The sequence below is a fragment of the Phycisphaerales bacterium genome, assembly GCA_020852515.1.
GTDB lineage: Bacteria > Planctomycetota > Phycisphaerae > Phycisphaerales > UBA5793 > UBA5793.
On sequence record JADZAS010000016.1, the window covers coordinates 18,601 to 39,540 of the forward strand.

Genomic DNA, 20,940 nt, shown 5'->3' on the forward strand with positions numbered 1-20,940 from the left:
ACCGCATTCAATCCGCCAGCGCATCGACGCGCCGGTCCACGCGGTGCGACCGGATGGCGCGCACGAGCGTTCGCAGAGGCGTGACGGGCGCGCCGGCCTGCGCGTTGCGGCTGCCGATCTCGTAGGCGAGCGCCCATTGCTTCGCCAACGTGCGCCAGGCGAACAGCAGCGAGTGCTGCGGGTCGTAGATGTTCGACGACTCGGAGAGCACGCCGTTGAGCTCCACGATCCGGAAACCGTGGCCGGCGCGGAAGGAGTCGACGTCGCTGTAGCGCACGTCGAATCGGCCGAAGTAGTACCCATCGAAGGATCTCGCGACTTCATCGATCGCGGATTCGAGTTCAGGCGACCAGAGATGTCTGCCTTCGCGGAACATGGTGCCTTGGCAGTGATTGCCCGAGACGGCCAGCGTCATCTGTTCCCCCGGGGCCAGCACGCGATCAATCTGCTCGTCGTAGCGGTGCAGAAACGTCCACGCCTGCATGCGGTAGCGGCGGTGCGCCCAGATGAGGTCCTCGAAGGTGGATTTTCCGTCGCCGGTAAGTACGGGAAACTGCTTGTCTGTGATCGAGAAGATGCGGCCGCGCGCTTCGCCGGGCAATCGGTAGTAGAAAATGCCTGCTTCGAGGGGTCCAGGGTCGTAGGTCTGCGCGAGCACGTCGCCGGCGAACTTCGCGAAGTAGCCCTGCGCCTGCTCCCAGTTGCGGACCAATTTCAGGCCCTGACCGCGCTCGCCCACATCGGGCTTCAGCACAAGCGGGAACGACCAGCCGCGCTCTTCGAGGATCCGTTTCAGTGCCAGGGTGCGGTCGGGCTCGCTGGCCGCAACGAGCGCGCTGGGCACGATGCGCTCGGCGGGCAGTGCGGAGAGGATGGCGTGCTTTGATTCGCCGACCACGCCGCCGTGGGGGATCGCCGGATTAGCCGCGGTAAACGCCATGAGGCTGCGGCGGCGCAGCGCCTGCCAGGCGACGACCGGCACGAGCGGCAGGTAAAAGACGCTCACCGGCCAGAACTCCCAGCGCCACAGTCGCGACACCAGCACAATGAGCCGCTGCCTGCCGCGCCGGCTGGTCAACATCGCAAAGGTCCGCAGAACGACCAGCAGAAGCAGCACGACGACGACGATGGCGATCCAGCCGTCGCCAAGAATGCGCTGGACGGTGGAGGTCGTGCTCTTCCCGAAGAAGACGACGATCGAAATGATGACGGGCGTCCAGATCGCCACGGCGCCGAACGTCCAGAGTGCAAAGCGGCGGCGCTTCGTGCCCAGCACGCCCGCGGCGACATAGAGCGGTACGCGCGTGCCCGGCACAAAGCGGCTGGCGAGCACGGCCGACCAGCCGTGCTTGTCGAACCAGCGGCTGAGCACATCGATGTGGTGCGCCGGCAGCCGCCGCGCGATGGGCCGCCAGCGCAGCGCGGGCCGGCCGACGATCGCACCGATGAGGTAGAGCCCGAGATCGCCGATGAAGATTCCCAGGAACACGGCCAGCACACCGACGAGTGGATCGAGCTGCCCATCGCGGATGAGCAAGCCGACCCCCACCGACGTCGGATCTTCGAGGATAAACGTGCCGACGATGATGGCGCCCATTGTGGCCCACGGCCCCATGTCGCGGCTGAGATTCAGTTCGACGGGAAGAATCGCCTTCTCTCTCTCGCCGCCTGAGTAATCGACGGTGCGGCGAGCCGGCACTATGGCCGGATCGGAGGCGCGCTGGACGAACGGGATGATTTCATCGGCGAGTTGCTGCGACTTGGCCTCGCTGAACACCATGAAGTGCGAATCATCGAACATCACCAGTTCGCTCTGCGGCACGATCTCGTGATGTTGCTCGGCGACCCACGCCGGGACAAGGGGGTCGCGACGCCCGTGCAGGATGAGCAGCGGCTTGCGCCAGCGCTCGAGCACGCCGCGCAAGGGGCGAAAGTCGGTGTCGAGGAAGTTGCGCATGAATGCGTGGCGGGCAGCCCGCGGTCCAAGCAGCCCGAAGTGCGGCACGAATTCGGGCGCGATGACGAGCAGGCCATAGCCGAGGTAGTTCTTGAGCCGCTCAAAGCCCGGATCACCCGACCCTTCGCCCTCCGCGATGCCAACGCCGCCGTAGAAGATGAGACTGCTCACGCGCTGTGGCTCGAGTTCGGCCATGCGGAGCGCCACTCCGCTGCCCATCGAGTAGCCGAGAACGTGTGCCCTATCTACATCGAGCGAATCGAGCAGCTCCAGCACGTAGCGCGCATGCGCTTGGTGGCTGTAGTCCGGAACCAGACGCGTGGAGGCGCCAAAGCCGGGCAGATCGACCGTAATCACGCGGAAGTGCTCAGCGAGCATCGGCGCCAGCAGGTGAAAGTTGTCGCCGGAGCCCGGACTGCCGTGAATGAGCACGACGACTTCGCCCTGCCCCTGCTGGCGGTAGGCCAGCGAAATCGCCTTTTCTTCCAGCGGGCGACCATCGCGCACCGCAGGAACCACCACCTTGGATTGATCAGGCGCGAGCGATTCGCCGCGGGGCCAGAAAAGCTGAACAACCAGCGAGAGCGCGAGCAGCAGCAGCCACCACTGCCACCATCTCCAGGCGGGCAACCAGCGCCGAGTGCGCGGTGCGGTCTGCCCCTCGGACGCAGTCATCAGCGAGGCGCTCCACTGCGGGGCAGTTCAACCACGACCGGGTCGCCGCACGCATCCGGCGAATCTCCCCAGTAAGACATTCGCATTTGCGCAGCGATCGCATCCACAACCGTGAGGCTGACGGTCCTGGCGTCGGCGCGGCTCATGCACACGCTCAGATGCGGCCGATCGGGCCAGCGGTGGCGGTGAAACGAAGCCTGCCGCTGCGGCCACTCCGATGGCTGATTGCCAAACCACCCATCAAACAACCGGCGCCGAGGCGCCTCCACGAGCGCATCTCCAAGCCCGGAGGAGGTGAACATTGCCGGCTGTAACTCAAGCTGCTGCGATGCGACATCAACCTCCGAAGCGCCCGCAGCCGCGCGCAGCAGGTTCTGGCCATCTGTTACCACAAGCGTGAAGGGCAGGTACTGCCGCGCATCGAGCGCTGCGACGACCTCCGCGGCGCCGGAGACGGACGTCTGCGCAAGAATCTCCGGGATGATCTCTCCGCGGCTGCGCGGCGAGGGGTGGGTGGACGGCGGGGAGCCGTCGTTGCGGTTCAGCAGCGTGGCGACCAGCCCCGACTGATTCACCCCCACCCAGGTGCCGCCGCCGACAGGATCGCTGGGCCAGATCGAATCGTGCTTGCCGGCCCGGTGCACGCGCGGTGGCAGGGCCGGCGGTCGTTGGCGGGATTCGTCTCGGCTGGTCGCCAGTCGCAGCCCGATCCGCTCGCCGTCCGGGCCGACAAGCGGGATGATCGTCACCGTGCACATGACTGGCGTTTGAGATGGGCGATGGTGCCAGGCGCGTAGCCGAAGCGCTCAGGCATCTCGACTTGCATGATGCGCAGCATCGCGGCGACCATGGCGTTGTGGTGGATCGTGTGGCTGAGCACGAAGGCGCTTTCGCGGCCCAGCGTCGAGACCAGTTCGACCGGCGGCGAATCGCTGCGGAGCATGAGCCACGTCCGCACCGGACGCTCCGGCGCCTCGCTCAGACGCCCCGCCAGATGCGCGTCGAGCGATGCAATCCGATCGAGTGCGGCGGTGCGGCTGCTTTCGACCGCCGTGCCGCGCTCCCGGGCCTCGTAATCGATCTCGCCGCTCTCGAATCCCCTGAGCAGGGCCCCGATGTGATCGAGGCTGTGGCGGATGTGCCCTCCGACGCTGCTCTGGAAAGCTCCCACGGGCGACCGGACGTACTGCTCGTCAGTCATCGATGTGAGCAACACCCGAACCTGCTCGAGGATCTCGCGAATGGGCGCAATCCCGCAGACCGAGGCGCCCGCCGCGGCGGGACTTGCAGTGTGCGGAGCACAGGTCTGGTTTTCGGTCATGTAGACACCAATCGGTTCCGGGACGCCTAGGACTCGAAATCGGGAAGCAGTATAAGCACCGGGAGGCAAACAACCCACTGTGCCCCGGCCCCGGGCTTTTCTATTGGGGATCGGATACCAGCGCTTGCAGAGGATGAAGCGCGGGGTCCCGACCCGCGGGCTTGAGGTCGGCCCCGGCGCCGCGCCGGAGATGCACCGATTCTCCGCGATGCCGTGGGAACTGGCGTCGTGTGAACCGGTGGCCGCTCAGGTCTGAGCGTGAGGTGAATGCAGATGGGAGGATTCGAACCCCCAACCCCCTGATCCGTAGTCAGGAGCTCTATCCAATTGAGCTACATCTGCAGCATCAGCCGCTGTTCGGTCGGCTGCTTACCCAAGAATACACCGGCCTTGCGAGAGGTTCAAGTCAGGCGCGGGCGCCGCACGCCGTGCGGTCGAGATACCAGCACATCGTGCCGCCGAGCGGCCGCACCCCGCGGATCGGCAGGTCCTCGATCCGCGCGTGCGCATTGGCGGCGAGCCTTTGGATGATCTCTGCCTTGCCCTCACCTGTGACCATCACCGCGACGAACCGCGCGCTGTTGATCAGCGCCAGCGTCATGGTGACGCGATCGGGCGGCACGACGGTCGGGCCGAAATTGATGCGGATGAGCCGGCCGTCTTCGCTCAGCGCCGGGCTGTGCGGGAAGAGGCTGGCGGTGTGGCCATCGGCGCCAAGCCCCAGAAGTACGTAGTCGAGCCGGTCCTGCCCCCGTTCGCGCCACTCCAGCGCCGCCCGCAGGGCCTTGGCGTACTCGTGCTCGACGCGATCTGACAGGGCGTCCATCGGGTGCTGCTGTGCTCGGGGAATGCCCGAGTGGGCGCCGAAGTGGTCTTCGATCATCCGCCAGTTGCTGTTTTCGTCGGTGACGGAAACGCGCCGTTCATCGACGCACCAGAGATGCGTCTTTTTCCACGGAATGCCGCGGCAGATCGGGTCGGTCATGAGGTGGCGGTAGAACGGCGCCGGCGTGGAGCCGCCCGACACGGCCATGTGAAAGTCGCCGAAGGCCCGCCAGCAGTTCAGGCTGTGCCCGAGCAGGTCGCTGGACATGCGCTCGACGAGTTCCTCGACCGTGTCCGCCACGACAACTTCGCCCGGCAGGGTCGGCGGCTGGGGAGGAATGGACACTTCATACGCGGGTGGTCGTCGGTCGGTCATGCTCGTCTAGCGCGTCTCCTCGTCGCTTGGATTATGCCATGCACAACCCGATTTTGCCAGCAAATCTTCCGATTCCCGGGGGCCCCAGGAACCGGGCGCGTAGTTTCCGGCGATGTCCCGACGCAGGTCCGGATCGAGAAACGGCATGACGGCGCTCCACGCCCCCTCCACTTCATCCCGGTGCTTGAAGAGCGTCTGATCGCCGCGCATCGCGTCGAGCAGCAGCGGGCCGTAGGCTTCGATCGGCTCGCCTCCGAATCGGGCCAGGTAGTCGAAGTCGAGTTTGATCGAGTCGATGCGCATGGCGCCGGGGATTTTGCCTTCGAATCGCAGACTGATTCCTTCGTCGGGCTGAATGTTGATAATCAGGCGATTGGGCGGCCTTCGGACACAGTCGGGCTCACCTTCGCAGATGGGGCTGAACAGGTCGATGGGCGGCTCGCGGAAAGTCAGCACCACCTCCGTGAGTTTGCGGGCCATCGCCTTGCCGGTGCGCAGGAAAAACGGCACGCCGGACCAGCGCCAGTTGTCGATGTCCAGGCGGATCGCGGCGAAGGTCTCAGTGGTCGATTCAGGAGCTACCCCTTTGATGTCGCGATAGGCGACCTGGCCGCCCAGCCCCGGGCCATATTGCCCCAGCGCGCATCGCAGCGGCGCCTCCTGCGGCGTCACGACTCGAATGCAATCGGAGACCTTGATCTTCTCGCGCCGGATGTGCGTATCCGCGTAGCGGCCCGGCGGCTCCATCGCCACCAGCGCCAGGACCTGCATGAGATGGCTCTGGATCATGTCGCGCAGCGCGCCGGCACGGTCGTAGAACGAGCCGCGCGATTCGACCCCCACCTTTTCCGCCGCGGTGATCTGCACGTGGTGGATGTAGCGCCGATTCCACAGCGGTTCGAAGATCGTGTTCGCGAACCGGAGGACCAGCAGGTTCTGCACGAGTTCCTTGCCGAGGTAATGGTCGATGCGGTAGATCGACTCTTCCTCAAACGCGCGGCCCAGCGCGCGATTCAGCGACTGCGCCGATCGCAGATCGACGCCGAACGGCTTTTCGACGATGATCCGCTGCCAGGGCGCTGCGTCGCGGTTGATGCTGCACCATCGCTTGCCCTCGGTGACCAGGCCGGATTGATTGATGCACTCGATGATCCGCTCATACAACTGCGGCGCGACCGAGAGATAGAACAGGATGTTGTTGCCGCTGTCGTGCTCGGTCGAGGCGCGATCGATGTCACTCGAGATCTGCTGATACGCCTCGGGCTCTGTCCCATCGGCGGCGCAGTAGTGAATCGTCCGGGCGAAGCGCGTCCACTCGTCTTCCGTGAACCGCGTGGCGAAGCGCTGGGCCCACTCGCGCAGGTGTCCGCGAAAGTCGTCATCGCTCATTTCCGTCCGGCTCACGCCCAGCACCGTCAGGCCCTTTGGCGTCTGGCCGCGCTGAAAGAGATCGAACAGCGCCGGAATGATCTTGCGGCGCGTCAGATCGCCCGAGGCGCCGAAAACGACCAGGACACATGGAGCAGCGGCAATCGGCTTCATTCAGCACTCACTTATGGATGATGACCTTGGACGATAGCCTCCGGTGCGCAGGCTGGTCACTCGATGCGAAGCAGTGCCGCACACGGCGAGTCGGGATCGAGAATGTCGCGGCGCAGTTCGTCGATGGCCGCCCGCTGACCCGGCCAGACGAAACAGCGGCGCACCTCAGCATCCGTCACCCAGCGGTGCGCCTCGTGTTCGCCGTTCAACTTCGGCTCCCAGTCTGAGATCACTTCCGCGGCGAACCGCGGGCACAGAAGCACGGCGTTGATCGCCGCCATGTAGAACGGATGCACCTGTTCCAACTGCCACAATCCCAGGCGCGCATCGCGTGTCAGCCCCGTTTCCTCGAACACCTCGCGCCGGATGGCGTCGATCGCTGTTTCATCCGCTTCGATGTGGCCGAGCACGGGCTGCCAGGTCGCCGGCGACACCGCCGCCCGCCGATGGCGCAGCAGTTGCAGCAGTTCTACTCCATCTGCGCCGGTTCTGCGGAAGATGAACGCTTCGACAATGTCGGTGCGAATCGCCACGCCAAGTGAGTCACCGGGACCGCTTCGCTCAGCCATGGGTGAGCGCCTTTCCAGCGTCCGCCGTCTCCGCGAACGGCCCTCGCGGCGCCGCGGCGAGCCCCTGCACCACCGCGGTCTTGGCCGCCATCTCTTCGCACTCACGGCTCGGATCCGAATCCGCGACGATCCCCGCGCCCGCGGCGTATGTCGCCGCCCGGCCTTCGATGGTCATCGTGCGGATGGCGACGTTGAGTGCGATCCGGTCGGCGCCGATGTAGCCGATCGAGCCACAATAGGGCCCTCGCGCAAAAGGCTCGAGTTCATCGATGATCTGCATGGCGCGGATCTTGGGCGCTCCGGTGATCGAGCCGGCGGGAAAGACAGCGCCGATGAGTTCGGGCAGTCGAGTCGACTCGCGCAGACGGCCCTCGATGGTCGCCACGCCGTGGTGCACCGTCGGGTGCGATTCGATCGCCCGCTGCTGCGACACGTGCACGGAGCCGAATTCGCACACCCGGCCGAGGTCGTTTCGCATGAGATCGACGATCATGTTGAGTTCAGCCTCGTCTTTGTCGCTCTGTTCCAGCGCCGAGCGCTGCGCCGAAGCCCCCGCCGTGCCCTTGAGTGGACGCGTGATGATGTCGCGGCTGCGTCGATCCACTTCGATGAACAACTCGGGCGACAGCGACAGCACCTGCCGGTCTTCAGCGCACTCGATGTAGGCCGAGTACCAGTTCGGCGCTGCCCGCCAGGCTGCCGCGGCCAGTTCGCGGGACCCGACGTTGAGCCGCGATACGAACTGGCGCGCGATGTTGGCCTGGAAGATGTCGCCGGCGTGAATGTACTCGATCGTCCGGGCGATAGCCTGTTCGATCTCCACCTGCGACTGCACTGGTCGCCATGGCTCGAGCGGGGCCGTGGTACTCGGCAAAGTCGGCTCTCCCAGCGCCAGCGATGCGCGAAGGTTTTCATCGTCGACGGGGGCGCAGCGCATCAGATCGGCGCGGTACCACCGATGGCTTGCCGCATCGTGCATGTAGACCACGGGGCACCACATCCACTCGTAGAGCGGCCAGTTTGAGCGCTTGTCGGCGCGCCGGGCCGAGGCCCGCGGCTCGATCGACTGCCCAAACTCGTAGGACATGTAGCCGATCCACCCGCCGCGCCAAGCCGGCTCGGCCCCGTCCGGGGCGGCGCGCGGCGCACCGAGGCGCTCGCCGAGCCGCTGCAGATCGATGAGGGGGTTATTGGAAAACCGAGGAGCAGCGTCGCACGCGCCATCGAAGGCCTGCCAGCAGGTTCGGCCGGCGCGATGGCTGAACACTCCAGCGGGCTGGGCCACCATCGACCAGCGCGACCAGCGCTCATGCAGGCGCCCGGAGTTCAGAACGACCAGGGGCTGACTCGCCGGCGCCGCCAGCAGCACGTCAATGACATTCACGTCAGAACGCGGAGTCGGCGTAGACGAGTTTGACGTTGGATGGATCGCGGCCGTGCTCCTCGAAGAGGACGAGTTCGTTCGGCTCGTCGTACTTCACCCAGGACTCCGGCAAATAATAGCGTTCCTGCGGCCCGACCTTCTGGCCCGTGTGCGTCGCCACGAAGTAGCGACCGATGTTGCGGCCGTTGAGGTAGATCTGCCCCTTGCTCAGGCCATTGGGTTCGACCCACAAAGCCCGCGGCGCCTCCGAGCACGAGAAGGTCGTGCGATACCACGCCGGCCGCCCGGCGAGCGCCTTCGCTCGAATCTTGTCGTGCAACTTGAACAGGTTCGGCCGCGGTTGCTCCCACTTCGCAAACGACCACGTCGCCTTGTCAGTGAGCACGGACTTGGAGTCGTAGAAGCGCACGGCGTTTTCGAGTTCCTGCTCGCCGCCTGCGTGGAGCGGCGCGAGTTGAAACGTGTTGCGGCCCTTGCGCAGCCCGCCGGCTTCATCGAGCACGAGGTGGATCAGCGGCCGGCCCGTCTGGCCGGAGTAGAAGCCGATGCACTGGTCGTTGAGCAGGATCAGCGCGGGCGTGTGTGCCCCGCCGATCTCGACGATGAGCGCCGACTTGGTTCGATGTTCGAATGACCACTGCACGTCGTGTCCGGTGGTCACGTCGCCGTTGTGAAGACCCTCGAGGTAGGGTCGAACGTCAAACGGCCGGCGCGGCGGCGTCGGCACGACCTTGGGCTTGCCCACGCGCTTGGGCTTGATCTCGTGCAGGTGTTGCGTCAGGCCCTTTCCTTCGTGCATGTCGTTGCCGCCGGCGAAGCGGCCAAGGTTGTCGATCAGCGCCACGAGCGTGCCGTTGCGGCCGGCCGGCAGCGCGATGTCGGCGATGGCGCCGGTAGCGCCTGGGCCGTAGCCGAGAATTGACTTGAGTTGCCCCTTGACGTAGAGGTGCACCCGGTCGCCGGCGCCGGGCGCGAGGATCTTCATCTTGCGGCGGGGCCACTTGTGGTTCACGATGCGAATCAACCCGTAGCCCGAGCCCGCCGCGCACTGCTCCTGCGTGCTCGGGCCGTCGATCGTGGCGAAGCGGGGCGCTTTGCCCGTGATGTGGTCGTCCATGCCCGCCGACGTCCACTCGGTCATGGTCGCGCGCGGCGAGCGGCGCGGAGGCGGCTCGGTGGGGATCGCCTCGTGCTCGCCGCTGCCCTGAATGATGAAGTGCTGGCTCCACGCGCCCGCGGGAATGTGTTTGCCCTGCGAATCGAAGCCTTCGATGCCCACGTAGGCGGTGTCGCCCTTCACGTAGGTGAAGTCGATCGCCTCCTCGTTGCACACGACGATGGTCATGTCCTCGTGGAACTCGATTGCGGGGGTCTGGCTCGACGGCACTTCGATCTCGATCACGCTGTAATTAATGCTGAGCAGGCCGCGCGAACCGGCCGGACCGTAGAGGACGAGCAGGTTCTTGCCGTTGCCCGCGAATGCGTTGAGGTTGGTCCAATCGAGTTTCGCGCGCCCGCCGACGTGGGTATTGAGCAGGCACCACGCCACGGGCTGCACGCCGAAATGAATGGGCACCGCGCGCCCGTTGGGCAGCAGTATGGTCGTCGAGTCCGATCGCGTGTGGTCGTCGGCGAACACGAAGACGAGCTCGCCCTGCGCCCCGCCGAGATGCACGACCGAGTACCCGGGGCGACTGACTTTTCGACCGCTCTTTTCAGGCATGACGCCGAGCACGGCGCCGCCGGGCGAAGGCTGGAGATTGGCGAAGACGCGGGCGAACTGCGACGCAAAGAAGCAGATTTTTCGCACGGCCAGATACGACGGCCTGACGGCGCCCGATTCACCGAGCGGCGCGCCGCCGTCGTTCGAAGTCGCAACGAATCGATCGGTCGCGCCCGGCAGGCGTGCGCCATCAAAGCCGAAGTTCGTTCCGCCGTGGAATGGGGCGAGGTTGAACTGCGCTCCGGCCGCGAGCACCTGCGCCAGTTCGTGAATCAGCGTCGGGGGCGCCATCGGAGGCGTCTGCGGCACGTCCCAGCAGTCGACGTGACCCGTCCAGTAGTCGCCGACGATGAGCGGCCGGTTCGGCTGAATCGCGCGCAGTTGGCGCAGATTCATCAGCAAGTTCTCGCGACCGCTCCAGGTGTCGATCGTTTCTTCGCGGCGCTGCCACAGGTTGTTCGTGTTGACGAGCGGGAGATCGAAATCGTGCTCGCGAATAAAGCGCGCGATTTCGTGCAGGTACGCGTCCGCCGCTTCCTGATTGCCGCAGTGCCACTCGTGCTCAACCTGCACGAGCACGATCGGCCCGCCGGAGCGGCCGGAAAACGGCGAGAGCACTTTGAGCAGTTTGCCAAAGTACCGGCTTGAGGCTTCGAGAAACGGAGCAGTGCCCTGGCGCACCTTGAGATCCGGCTCGGCCAGAAGCCAGGAAGGCATCCCGCCGAGATCATACTCGCCGCCGATGTACGGGCCGGGACGCAGAATGCACTTGAGCCCATGGTCGCTGATCATCTTCACGAACGCAGCGACGTCGGCCTGATCTTCGAAGTAGTACTCGCCCTTGCGCGGCTCGTGCAGCGCCCAGGGGCAGCGGACGAGGATCGTGTTCAGACCCGCCGCCGCCGCCATGCGGATGCGGTCAACCCACAACGCTCGCGGGATGCGAAAGTAATCGATCGTCCCGCTGACGATCCAAAAGCGGCGTCCATCGATGAGGAGAGATTGCCCATCGTGCGTGACAGTTGCCATAGTTTTTCCCGGATTCGGAGCGTGTTTGGTTTTTGTCTTGGATACCTTCGATCGCCCGCTCTGGAAGAGGATTCCTAAGCCAATTGTTTTCAATGACTTGTGAACCCGATCGGGCCGCTCTCGACATGAAAGCATAGGCAGCAGATCAAAAAGTCCAGTCTGATTGCGGTTTTTTTCACAAGCGGTCGGGCGAGGTGGACGACCGCGATGTTCCGGCAGGCTCCGCCCATGGGGTATCAGCCTGAGATCAGGCGGTAGCGTCAACCCATCCGCGATCGCGGCCGCAAGCCGATGCGCCTCGCTCCGGTCCCGAAGGTACAGGCAACGGGTTCGGAATCGCCTTGGCGCAATGACCTGCGGCGTAGCGCCCACTTGTGGGCCGGGCTGCTCGACCGGGCGCGCGAGCAACGCCGTTCGGTATAATTTCGAACTTCAGAAGCACGCTTCAACCCGTGGAGACCGCCATGCCTTTTTACACGCGACTGGGCGAGCTGCCCAAGGCCCGCCACACGCAGTTCCGCCGCCCTGATGGCGCGCTTTACTCCGAAGAGCTCTTCGGCACAGAGGGCTTCGTCGGGCCGACGTCCACCATGTACCACATCCATCCTCCCACCCAAGTGTCCGGGTGGAAAACGCTCTACTCGACGAAGCCCGAGTACGTCGAGGTGGACACCATGCGCATGCGCCACCTCAAGACGATGCCGATGGAGCCCAAGGGCGATCCAGTCACCGGGCGCGTGGTGCTGTTCGGCAATGCCGACTGCGAGATGTCCATCTGCGTGCCCAGGGACCCGATGGACTACCACTTCAAGAACGGTCAGGGCGACGAGTGCCTGTTCATCCATTACGGCAGCGGCACACTCTACACGAGTTTCGGCACGCTCAAGTTCGGGCCCAAGGACTACATCATCATTCCCAAGGGCATCGTGTATCGCATGGTGTTCGATGAACCGAAGAGCAAGGACGAGCCGCACCCGCGATTCCTCTGCATCGAGACCGCCAACGGATCGCACATCCTCCCGCCGCCGCGCTATCTGAGCAACAAGACGGCGCAGTTTCTTGAGCACGCGCCCTACTGCGAGCGCGACCTGCGCCTGCCTCAACTGCCGCTGACCTATGACGAGCGCGGCGAGTTCGAAGTGCGCATCAAAGCGCGCGACTGCGTGCATTCGTACACCTACTCGTACCACCCGCTGGACATCGTGGGCTGGGACGGCTGCTACTACCCGTACATTTTCAACATCGACGACTTCGCGCCCATCACGGGCAAACTGCACATGCCCCCGCCGATCCACCAGACGTTCGAAGCCCACAACTTCGTCATCTGCTCGTTCTGCCCGCGCCTGCTCGACTGGCACCCCGAAGCGATCCCCGTGCCCTACAACCACAGCAACCTCGACTCGGACGAAGTTCTCTACTACGTCGAGGGCAATTACAAGGCGCGCAAGGGGATCGAAGTCGGCTCCATCACGGCGCATCCGCAGGGCATCCCCCACGGCCCGCACCCCGGCACGGTGGAGAAGAGTCTCGGCGCCAAGTTCACCAACGAACTGGCGGTCATGTGCGATACATTCCGCCCGCTGTTTCCGACCAGAGCGGCGCTCGATCTCGACGACTCGAAGTACCCCGCCAGCTGGCAGGGCGAGCACTTCTCCACGGGCAGCCGCAACGGCCATCCGGGAGCGAACGCCAACTCGCCCGACGCGGCGGATGGGAGCGAACCCGTCACGACCTGGACGTGAGTCGGCTGGCGGTTCAATCGCCGCCGATAGGCGAAGGCAATCGCACGACGTCGATGACGCCGCGCAGATGCACACCCGGCGCGACCTGCTCGTGTCGCGCCGCAGCGGCATCGAGAAAGCGATATCCCCCCACCGCCGCCACCCGGCGCTCGTCGAGCCGGATCCACTGCCGCCGGCTGAATGGCGCTGCCTCGCGAGGCAGCGGCAGCGCGAAGAGGCGTGCGCCGCCGCGCCGGATCATCCGGCCGGTGGTCACGGAGGCGATGGCGTCGGCGCGGCGCGATTCGCCGCCAAACATGACGATGCTTCCGTCGATCGCATCGACAAAGCACGAAGCCGCTGCGACACCGCCAGTCAGTTGAAACTCCGGCCCCGGAGTGATGGTCTCGTGCGAATCGAGCCACCACGATGCAGCCAACGACTCGCCAGTCTCGCTGCTCTCCCCGCCGATGAGCAGGATGCGCCCGTCGGCGTCCGCCGCGGCGCATCCGCGCGCGGTGGCGCTGGGCAGTTGCGTCGACCAGACGCGACTGACCCTCTCCGTAAGATCGACTTCTTCAACCGTGCCCTCGCCTTCGCCGCCGATGATCAGCACGACGAGCCGGGACGGGTAGGTCGGTTCGTGATGCTCCTTGGGCACAACCACTTTCCGCGGCTCCATGGTGGCGCCGATGCTCGCGCCGCGAGCCGTCGGAGTCTGGTCGATCGACAACTCCTGCTCGACGATTTCGAATTCGCGTTCTTCCAAGCCATCCGCCAGCAGGGGCGACGGATCGGGATACACCGTGCGGTTCCAGAGCACGCTGCAGTGATCGCGGCGCGGACGCTGCAGGCGGATGGCCTCAGTGAAAGCGCCGACCTGCGGCTCGAAAAGGCGCACCCACGATCCACCAACGACCGCCACGCGGCCGTCGGGCAACAGATGCGCCGTATGTCCAGTGAGCGGTTCGCCGAGCGAGATAAACTCCGAGCCGGCCATCAGGGGGTGGAACACCTCGGCGCTGGCCAGGGCGGCGGGAGGCGTCGATGCGTCGGGCCGGAGCGAGCCTTGGACGCCGCCGACGACGAGAATCCGGCCATCGGGGAGCGTCGTCTGCGTATGTCGGGCGCGGGGCTCGGCCAGTTGCGTCCCGATCGGCCGCCAGCCGCGCGATTCGTGTCGGATCTGAATGGCCGGTGTAGCGTCGAGCTGCCCGTCGAAGCCTCCGCTGATGACGAGCCAGTCGTCGCTCACTCCGGCGCCGGCTTCAAACACCGGCAGCGGCATTGAGTCAAGCGTGGACCAGCGCAGGGGCAGCGTGGACGGTGGCGAGGACGCGGCCGCCACTTGAGCCAGTGCGCAAAGTGTGATCTGAATGAGCATACCGCCGCCGGTGTCGAGTCCATTCCAGCCTGGGCGGCCGAATCGCGGCCGCCGGTATGGTTATCGACCGATGCGGGGCGCGGGTTGACCCGGCGCCAGCTGAGGGAGTGCCGAACGTTCTGATGGAGGTCCGTCGCGCAGGGCGGAGGTCAGTTTCCGCCGCCGTTGCCGCCGCCTCGGAAGGAATTTTCCATCCACTGGGTGCGCGTGAACATTTCAGGCGTGCGCGAATCGAGGTGGTGGTCGCCGAAGTAGAAGTTTGCCTTGCTGAGGTGCCGGAAGGCGAAATTCTGGGCAACATCGACGATTTTGAAGTCGCTGCAGCCGAAGATGATGTCGCGCGAGGTCGAATAGACGGAAAACCGCTCGCCGACGACTCGATAGTACATGCCGTAGCTGTTCACCTCGGTGCGAACGGCTTCGGGGCAGGTCAGTTTCCAGTAGGCGGGCGGTTCGGGAGCCTGCTGTTCAAGCCGCTGGATGTTGACGGCGCCCCCGAGGCGGGAATCGCCCTCGACGCGGCGTATCGGCGGCGGGCCGCTGCTGCCGTGGCCTCCGGTCTGCTCTGGCGACGATCCACCGGAACTTGGCAGGTCGTAAGCCGAAAGGCCCCATGAATCGAGCTTGGAAAGCGGGTCGAAGTGCATCGTGCCGATCTGGCGCAAGTTGTTCATGCACTCGATGTTGCGCGCGCTCGAACGGCTGCTTGACAGGCTGGGGGTGAGAATGCTCACCAGCAGCGCCGTCAGCGCCATGAGAATCAGCATCTCCAGCAGCGTGAATCCCGCTCGCACAGTAGTTCCCCCTGATCTGGACGCTGAAATATAACCGCAGTTCCGCCCCAACGGAAGTGGAAAAGTGCTTTGGAGGCAATATTTGTGTCGATTTGCCGCATATTCTTCACGCTTTCCGGACCTGCGGGCAGGCCCGAAGGGGCGGTTTATGGGACTGAGCGTACTCAAATTCGGCGGGACGTCCGTTGCCAACCCCGATCTGATCCTCGCCGTCGCCCAGCGCATCGCCGACGTTCGGTCCCAAGGAACCCGGGTGGTCGTGGTCGTCTCGGCCATGGGCCACACTACCGATGAACTCGTCCGCCTTGGCGACGCGGTGAGCGCCAACCCCCCTCGCCGCGAGGTGGACATGCTCCTCTCGTCGGGCGAACAGGTCTCGATTGCCCTGCTGGCCATGGCGTTGAATCAACTCGGCGTGCCGGCGATCAGCCACACCGGCGCCCAAGCGGGAATCCGGACGACCGAATCGCACACGCGGGCCAGAATCCAGAGCATCGATACGGCCCGCATCATGCGCGAACTCGACGCCGGCCGGGTCGTCATCGTCGCGGGATTCCAGGGCGTGACCGAAGACGGCCAGATCACCACGCTCGGACGCGGCGGTTCGGACACCACCGCCGTCGCGGTGGCGGCGGCTCTGGCTGCTGATTCCTGTGAGATCTTCACCGACGTGGACGGCGTGTACACGGCCGATCCGCGACTCGTGCCTGAAGCGCGGAAACTTGATCGCATCTCGTACGACGAGATGCTTGAACTGGCGGTGCTCGGCGCCGGCGTCATGCACAGCCGGGCTGTGCAGTTCGGCCAGCGCTACCGCGTGCCCATCCACGTGCGCCACAGCCGCAAGAGCGACCCGGGCACGCTGATCACCGAGGAGAATCCGGAAATGGAAAACGCGTCGGTCGTCGGATGCGCGCTCAAGGAGAATCTCGGCCGCGTCAGTCTGCGCGACCTGCCCAACAAGCCCGGCGTGGATGCGGCGATCTTCGTCGCGCTGGCGCAGGCGGACATCAACGTGGACGACATCATTCAGAATGAAGCGTCGAACCACGGCATGAACATGTCCTTCACCGTCGAGCATCGCGACCTGGCGGACATAAAGCCCGCCATGGAGCGCGTGCTGGCGGAACTCGGCCGCGGCGAACTCTCCATCGACGTTGGCTTGTCGCGCGTCTCAGCCGTCGGCCTGGGGATGCGCAGCCACACGGGCGTGGCGGCGAAGATGTTCTCGGCTCTGGCCGATGCGGGCATCAACATCTTCAATATCACGACCAGCGAGATCAAGATTTCGTGCATCATCAATCGCAGCGAAGGCGAGAAGGCGATCAAAGCCGTGCATGCCGCGTTCGGTCTCTCGGGAGATCAATCGCCGGCCGTGGACACGCTCACGCCGGTGGCCGCAGCGCGCCGCTCCACCGCCAACGCCGCCAAGTGACCGTGCTCAAGCGACCCAGCACCACGGCAGGAATCGAAGTGCTGCGCCCGATTCGACGGTGTCGGCCTGGATCGGCAACTCGATCAGGCCATCGGTAGCGGCAGTGTGAATGAGATCGCCGCTGCCGGCCCAGTCGAGAACTTCCGCCTCGCCCGCGAGCCGACTCCAGGCTCCGGGTCGGAACGCCTGACGCCGAGCGTTTGGCCGCACGGGCGCACGGAGTCGGACCTTCGTCCAGGGCAGCGCTGGTGGCAGGCCAGCGAGGACGCGAAGGATCGGCCAGAGAAACAGGTGCGCCGTGGCGAGCACCGATACAGGATTGCCCGGCAGCGCGACGACGAGTCTCCGACGATCGCCGCGCTCCGCGCAGCCGATGAAAATCGGTTTGCCCGGCTGAATTGCCGCGCCGCGGATCACTGTCTTGACTTCCGCGGCCTCGAACGCGGCATGGAAGCAGTCGCGCTCGCCGGCGCTGATGCCGCCGATGGTGACAAGCAGATCGTGATCGACCAACGCTTCAGCCACGGCTCGATCCGTCTCGTTCTGCTCATCGCGTACGTGCGCGGCGGAGCCGAGTTGCCCACCCATGGATTCGATGAGCGCCCGGAGCATCGACTGGCCCGAGTTGCGTATCTGGTGATCCAGCACGCGGGGCGCATCGGGTGAAAGCACTTCATCGCCGCTGGTCAGCAGCGCAACCACGGGCCGCCGGCGAACCGGCACCGACGTGCAGCCGACGGTCGCGAGAATTCCCAGATGCGGCGCGCCGAGCAGCGTTGCCGGCTTGAGCACTTCCTGGCCGGCCTTCGCATCCGCCGCCTGCCGGTGCACGTTGTCCCAAAGCTCGAGCGAGCTGATGGAAAAGCGCACCGGGTCGCCGCGATCGGACAGCTCATGCGGTATCACCGCGTCAGCATCGGGAGGAAGCGGCGCACCGGTTGCAATGCGCGCCGCCTGCCCCGGCGCGATGGGCGGCTGCTGCGCCGAGCCGGCCGCCACCATGCCCACCACGCGGAACGCCTCAATATGCCCGATGTCACTCGATCGCACCGCGTAGCCGTCCATCGTCGCGCGGTTGAACGGCGGGTAATCTCGATCGGCGTGAACACCCTCCGCCAGCACTCGCCCGGCGGCTTCCGAGAGCGGTACGGGCTCGATCTGATCGAGGGGCGCGACGCATTGGAGCGCCTGGGACAGCGCGGTTGTGTAGTCGGGGAGATTGCCTGACGGGTGCGGCGTGGTCATCGGCCATATCGTATCGCCAGATGCCAGCGACGCCGAAGCCGAACCGCGAACCGTCTGACGGAACTCAGGACAGAGCTGTCGTTCTGCTCTCAGGCGGACTCGACAGCGCCACGGTGCTCGCGATCGCGCGCCGCGACGGCTTTATGTGCCATGCGCTGAGCATCGACTATGGACAGCGGCACCGCTTCGAACTGGAATGTGCCGACCGGGTTGCCCGTGCGCTGGGCGCCATCGACCACAAAACAGTCGCCGTCGATCTGCGCGCCTTTGGCGGCTCGGCGCTCACCGCTGAAATCGATGTGCCCACGCATGAGCGCGTGGATGAGATTGGCAGCGCCATTCCTGTCACCTATGTGCCCGCGCGGAACCTCGTCTTGCTCTCGCTCGCCATCGCATACGCGGAGACACTGGGCGCCTCTGACGTCTTCATCGGCGTCAATGCAGTGGATTACTCGGGTTATCCCGACTGCCGGCCGGCGTTCGTCAGCGCTTTCGAGAACGTGGCCAACCTCGCGACAAAGGCCGGCGTTGAAGGTCGGCGCCTGCACGTCAATACGCCGATTATCGAGATGAGCAAGGCGGAGATCATCCGCACGGGCACGCGCCTGGGCGTTGATTACGCGCTGACGACCAGTTGCTACAACCCGCCGGCGCCGATGCTCGCATGCGGGCACTGCGATTCCTGCCTGCTGCGGCGGCAGGGATTTGAGCAGGCGCGCGTGCCTGACCCGACGCGCTATGCCGGCTGAACCTGGTCGCGCAGCGAAAGCGAATTCGTGCGCATTGTCTCGCGCTGCTCGGCGAGTGTCGCGGGCGGTTTGGCGAAGGTGTAGTTGAAGATGTCTGAGGCGTCCGGCTTGGCGATGCCTTCCGCGCGGGCGACCACTCCGCTGACGTGTTCCTTCGCACGGGCCTCGAGCGCCTGCTGCTTCGAATCGTCCCACGCGCTTTGCGATTGCAGGTACATTCGAAGGCGCGTCAGCGGGTCGCGCTTCGTCCACGCTTCGAGTTCCTTGGGGTCGCGGTAGCGCCTGGCGTCGTCAGCGGTGGTGTGATCGCCCATGCGATACGTCACGCCCTCGATGAACGTCACTTTGAAATCGTTGCGGGCCCGATCGAGCGCCTCGCGCACGACTTTGACGACGGCGAAGATGTCGTTGCCATCCACCTGCACGCAATGTGCCCCATAGGCGAGGCCGCGCTGGGCGACCGTTTCGCCGCCGACGTTGCGTTTGCGGGGCGTGGAGATGGCCCAGCCGTTGTTCTGGCAGAAGAAGACGACGGGCAGTTCAAGCGTGGTGGCGAAGTTCATCGCCTCGTGAAAGTCGCCCTCACTGCTGCCTCCGTCGCCAAAGAACGTGACAGCCGCTGAGCCGTCGTCGCGATACTTTCCGGCCCACGCCAGACCGCAGGCGTGGAGCATCTGCGTGCCGATGGGCACGGAGAGCGGCAGCGTCCGCATGCCGTCGGGGATCTTGTTGCCGCGCTCATCCCCCATCCAGTGCCAGAAGACGTACTCCATGGGCAGACCGCGCCAGAACATTCCGGCGTTCTCGCGGTAGGCCGGAACGAACCAGTCGCGGTCGTCCATGGCATATGCCGCGCCAGTGCTGGTGGCCTCCTGTCCCCAGTTCTGCGGGTAGGTGCCCATGCGGCCTGAGCGCTGGAGTTTGAACGCGACCATGTCGTACTCGCGACAGATCGTCATGTGCTCGTAGAGCGCCACGGTGTCGTCGAGCGGAATGATGTCCTTGCCGAGTTTGGCGTCGAATTTGCCGTTCTCGTCGAGGATGGAAATGCGCTCGATGGTCGCGCTGTAGACCTTCTCAACCGGCATGAATCGTTCCCCGGGCCGGCTGGTTCGGAATGCCATTGTCGATCACGCTGCGAGCGTAGTCCACCGCTGCGGCATGGTTGGACTGCAGCGTGCGCCCGCGATCGAGAATCTTGAGCGTGGTCGACTCGATGTCGGCGATCTTTCGCGCCAGTTGCTCGGCGGTGTACTCGAGCCAGAGTCCGGCGAGTTGGATCAATCCACCGGCGTTGACGACGAAGTCGGGGCAGTAGAGCACGTTGCGCGCCATCAGTGCGGATGAATCCTCAAACGGATCGTCGAGCACGTTGTTGGCGGCCCCGCAGATGATGGGCGCCTGGATGTCGGCGATGTTGGTACCGTTGATTACGCCGCCCAGAGCGCAGGGGCAGAGAATGTCGCAAGGCGTGGCGAGGATGTGATCGACATTGACGACCTCAACGCCCAGCTGCTGCTTGGCGAGATCGAGGCGGTCTGGCGAGATATCGGCGGCTTTGACGCTGGCGCCCTCGCCGATCACGATCCGGGCCACATTCCAGCCGACGTGCCCCATCCCCTGAATGGCAATGGTCTTGTCCTTGAAGGTGGGATCCTGGCCGAGGAATCGCATGGCGGCGAGCATGCCGTTGACGACGCCGCGCGCCGTGTGCGGCGACGGATCGCCGCCGCGCGATTTCTTCTCGCCTCCCATGACAAAGCGGGTCTCTTCGGCCATCCAGTCAATGTACTGCTCATCGACTCCGACGTCTTCGGCGGCGATGTAGTCGCCGCGCAAAGTATCGACGGCGCGGCCCATGGCGCGGGCGGCGACCTCGCGCGGCTCGGCCCGGGCGGCATCGAGCATGATCACGCTCTTGGCCCCGCCCATGGGCAGGTGCGACACCGCCGCCTTGTAGGTCATCGCTTCGCTCAGGCGCAGCACATCCTCGAGCGCATCATCTTCGGACGCGTAATGCCATCGCCGCACCCCGCCCAGCGCCGGGCCAAGCGTGGTGCTGTGAATGGCGATAATGGCGCGGAGCCCGGCGGGGCGATTCTGCACAAAGAGCACCCGCTCGTGTCCGCGATTGGCCATGCGTTCGAAGACCATCCCAAACTCCTCTGCAATCGTCGTTGATCAGCCGCACCCGCTCGAAACGGTGGAGCG

16 protein-coding genes and 1 tRNA gene are annotated in these 20,940 nt (G+C 65.2%); 3 read left to right on the forward strand and 14 right to left on the reverse strand.

Features of this window, described 5'->3' with window-relative positions:
- Positions 1-7: 7 nt before the first annotated feature.
- From IT430_11895 to IT430_11935, 9 genes are all read right to left on the reverse strand, one after another.
- Positions 8-2,632, reverse strand: a complete 2,625-nt coding sequence (locus IT430_11895; GenBank protein MCC6908638.1) for an alpha/beta fold hydrolase — start codon at positions 2,630-2,632, stop codon at positions 8-10.
- On the reverse strand, positions 2,632-3,390 hold the full coding sequence (locus IT430_11900; protein ID MCC6908639.1) for an NRDE family protein: 759 nt from the start codon (positions 3,388-3,390) through the stop codon (positions 2,632-2,634). Before IT430_11900 ends, IT430_11895 begins: the two co-directional genes overlap by 1 nt.
- On the reverse strand, positions 3,378-3,953 hold the full coding sequence (locus IT430_11905) for a DinB family protein (GenBank protein ID MCC6908640.1): 576 nt from the start codon (positions 3,951-3,953) through the stop codon (positions 3,378-3,380). Before IT430_11905 ends, IT430_11900 begins: the two co-directional genes overlap by 13 nt.
- A 268-nt stretch (positions 3,954-4,221) precedes the next feature.
- A tRNA-Arg gene (locus IT430_11910) sits at positions 4,222-4,295 on the reverse strand.
- 64 nt (positions 4,296-4,359) lie between these two features.
- Positions 4,360-5,154 (reverse strand): 6-phosphogluconolactonase, encoded by a 795-nt coding sequence (pgl, locus tag IT430_11915; protein MCC6908641.1) that lies wholly within the window; start codon positions 5,152-5,154, stop codon positions 4,360-4,362.
- Positions 5,155-5,160: 6 nt separating this feature from the next.
- Positions 5,161-6,696, reverse strand: a complete 1,536-nt coding sequence (zwf, locus tag IT430_11920; GenBank protein ID MCC6908642.1) for a glucose-6-phosphate dehydrogenase — start codon at positions 6,694-6,696, stop codon at positions 5,161-5,163.
- Between the two features lie 56 nt (positions 6,697-6,752).
- A complete protein-coding gene (locus IT430_11925) occupies positions 6,753-7,265 on the reverse strand; it encodes an NUDIX domain-containing protein (GenBank protein MCC6908643.1) in 513 nt (170 codons plus the stop codon).
- Positions 7,258-8,649 (reverse strand): anthranilate synthase component I family protein, encoded by a 1,392-nt coding sequence (locus IT430_11930; protein ID MCC6908644.1) that lies wholly within the window; start codon positions 8,647-8,649, stop codon positions 7,258-7,260. The genes IT430_11925 and IT430_11930 overlap by 8 nt, the downstream gene beginning before the upstream one ends.
- A gap of 1 nt (position 8,650) precedes the next feature.
- On the reverse strand, positions 8,651-11,401 hold the full coding sequence (locus IT430_11935; protein ID MCC6908645.1) for a beta-galactosidase: 2,751 nt from the start codon (positions 11,399-11,401) through the stop codon (positions 8,651-8,653).
- Positions 11,402-11,865: 464 nt separating this feature from the next.
- On the opposite strand from IT430_11935, the gene IT430_11940 reads away from it, so the two are divergent.
- Entirely contained in the window at positions 11,866-13,143 is a 1,278-nt protein-coding gene (locus tag IT430_11940; protein ID MCC6908646.1) for a homogentisate 1,2-dioxygenase, read from the forward strand.
- Between the two features lie 13 nt (positions 13,144-13,156).
- Here IT430_11940 and IT430_11945 read toward each other — a convergent pair whose 3' ends face one another.
- Together IT430_11945 and IT430_11950 are read right to left on the reverse strand one after the other, a co-directional pair.
- Positions 13,157-14,410, reverse strand: a complete 1,254-nt coding sequence (locus IT430_11945; protein ID MCC6908647.1) for a hypothetical protein — start codon at positions 14,408-14,410, stop codon at positions 13,157-13,159.
- Positions 14,411-14,655: 245 nt separating this feature from the next.
- Positions 14,656-15,300 (reverse strand): prepilin-type N-terminal cleavage/methylation domain-containing protein, encoded by a 645-nt coding sequence (locus tag IT430_11950; GenBank protein MCC6908648.1) that lies wholly within the window; start codon positions 15,298-15,300, stop codon positions 14,656-14,658.
- 148 nt (positions 15,301-15,448) lie between these two features.
- Here IT430_11950 and IT430_11955 point away from each other — a divergent pair, with 148 nt between their 5' ends.
- Positions 15,449-16,735: an aspartate kinase gene (locus IT430_11955; GenBank protein ID MCC6908649.1), complete on the forward strand. Its 1,287-nt coding sequence runs from the start codon at positions 15,449-15,451 to the stop codon at positions 16,733-16,735.
- A 6-nt stretch (positions 16,736-16,741) separates the two neighbouring features.
- On the opposite strand, the gene IT430_11960 is transcribed toward IT430_11955, so the two are convergent.
- Positions 16,742-17,980 carry a molybdopterin molybdotransferase MoeA gene (locus IT430_11960; protein ID MCC6908650.1) on the reverse strand — a complete coding sequence of 413 codons (1,239 nt, stop codon included), beginning with the start codon at positions 17,978-17,980 and terminating at the stop codon, positions 16,742-16,744.
- A 20-nt stretch (positions 17,981-18,000) separates the two neighbouring features.
- Between IT430_11960 and queC the strand changes: the two genes are divergently transcribed.
- The gene (gene queC / locus IT430_11965) at positions 18,001-18,729 is read left to right on the forward strand and encodes a 7-cyano-7-deazaguanine synthase QueC (protein MCC6908651.1); all 729 of its coding nucleotides are present in this window, start codon (positions 18,001-18,003) and stop codon (positions 18,727-18,729) included.
- Here the strand turns inward: queC and pdhA are convergent.
- Positions 18,717-19,817, reverse strand: coding sequence for a pyruvate dehydrogenase (acetyl-transferring) E1 component subunit alpha (gene pdhA, locus IT430_11970; GenBank protein ID MCC6908652.1), 1,101 nt, complete (start codon positions 19,815-19,817; stop codon positions 18,717-18,719). The genes queC and pdhA overlap by 13 nt on opposite strands.
- Positions 19,807-20,883 carry a Glu/Leu/Phe/Val dehydrogenase gene (locus IT430_11975; GenBank protein MCC6908653.1) on the reverse strand — a complete coding sequence of 359 codons (1,077 nt, stop codon included), beginning with the start codon at positions 20,881-20,883 and terminating at the stop codon, positions 19,807-19,809. The genes pdhA and IT430_11975 overlap by 11 nt, the downstream gene beginning before the upstream one ends.
- Positions 20,884-20,940: the final 57 nt, after the last annotated feature.

Coding starts and splice junctions, on each gene's coding strand:
- IT430_11895 (MCC6908638.1), bottom strand. CDS start 2,632: ATGACTGCGTCCGAGGGGCAGACCGCACCGCGCACTCGGCGCTGGTTG.
- IT430_11900 (MCC6908639.1), bottom strand. CDS start 3,390: ATGTGCACGGTGACGATCATCCCGCTTGTCGGCCCGGACGGCGAGCGG.
- IT430_11905 (MCC6908640.1), bottom strand. CDS start 3,953: ATGACCGAAAACCAGACCTGTGCTCCGCACACTGCAAGTCCCGCCGCG.
- pgl (MCC6908641.1), bottom strand. CDS start 5,154: ATGACCGACCGACGACCACCCGCGTATGAAGTGTCCATTCCTCCCCAG.
- zwf (MCC6908642.1), bottom strand. CDS start 6,696: ATGAAGCCGATTGCCGCTGCTCCATGTGTCCTGGTCGTTTTCGGCGCC.
- IT430_11925 (MCC6908643.1), bottom strand. CDS start 7,265: ATGGCTGAGCGAAGCGGTCCCGGTGACTCACTTGGCGTGGCGATTCGC.
- IT430_11935 (MCC6908645.1), bottom strand. CDS start 11,401: ATGGCAACTGTCACGCACGATGGGCAATCTCTCCTCATCGATGGACGC.
- IT430_11940 (MCC6908646.1), top strand. CDS start 11,866: ATGCCTTTTTACACGCGACTGGGCGAGCTGCCCAAGGCCCGCCACACG.
- IT430_11945 (MCC6908647.1), bottom strand. CDS start 14,410: ATGCCGCTGCCGGTGTTTGAAGCCGGCGCCGGAGTGAGCGACGACTGG.
- IT430_11955 (MCC6908649.1), top strand. CDS start 15,449: ATGGGACTGAGCGTACTCAAATTCGGCGGGACGTCCGTTGCCAACCCC.
- IT430_11960 (MCC6908650.1), bottom strand. CDS start 17,980: ATGACCACGCCGCACCCGTCAGGCAATCTCCCCGACTACACAACCGCG.
- queC (MCC6908651.1), top strand. CDS start 18,001: ATGCCAGCGACGCCGAAGCCGAACCGCGAACCGTCTGACGGAACTCAG.
- pdhA (MCC6908652.1), bottom strand. CDS start 19,817: ATGCCGGTTGAGAAGGTCTACAGCGCGACCATCGAGCGCATTTCCATC.
- IT430_11975 (MCC6908653.1), bottom strand. CDS start 20,883: ATGGTCTTCGAACGCATGGCCAATCGCGGACACGAGCGGGTGCTCTTT.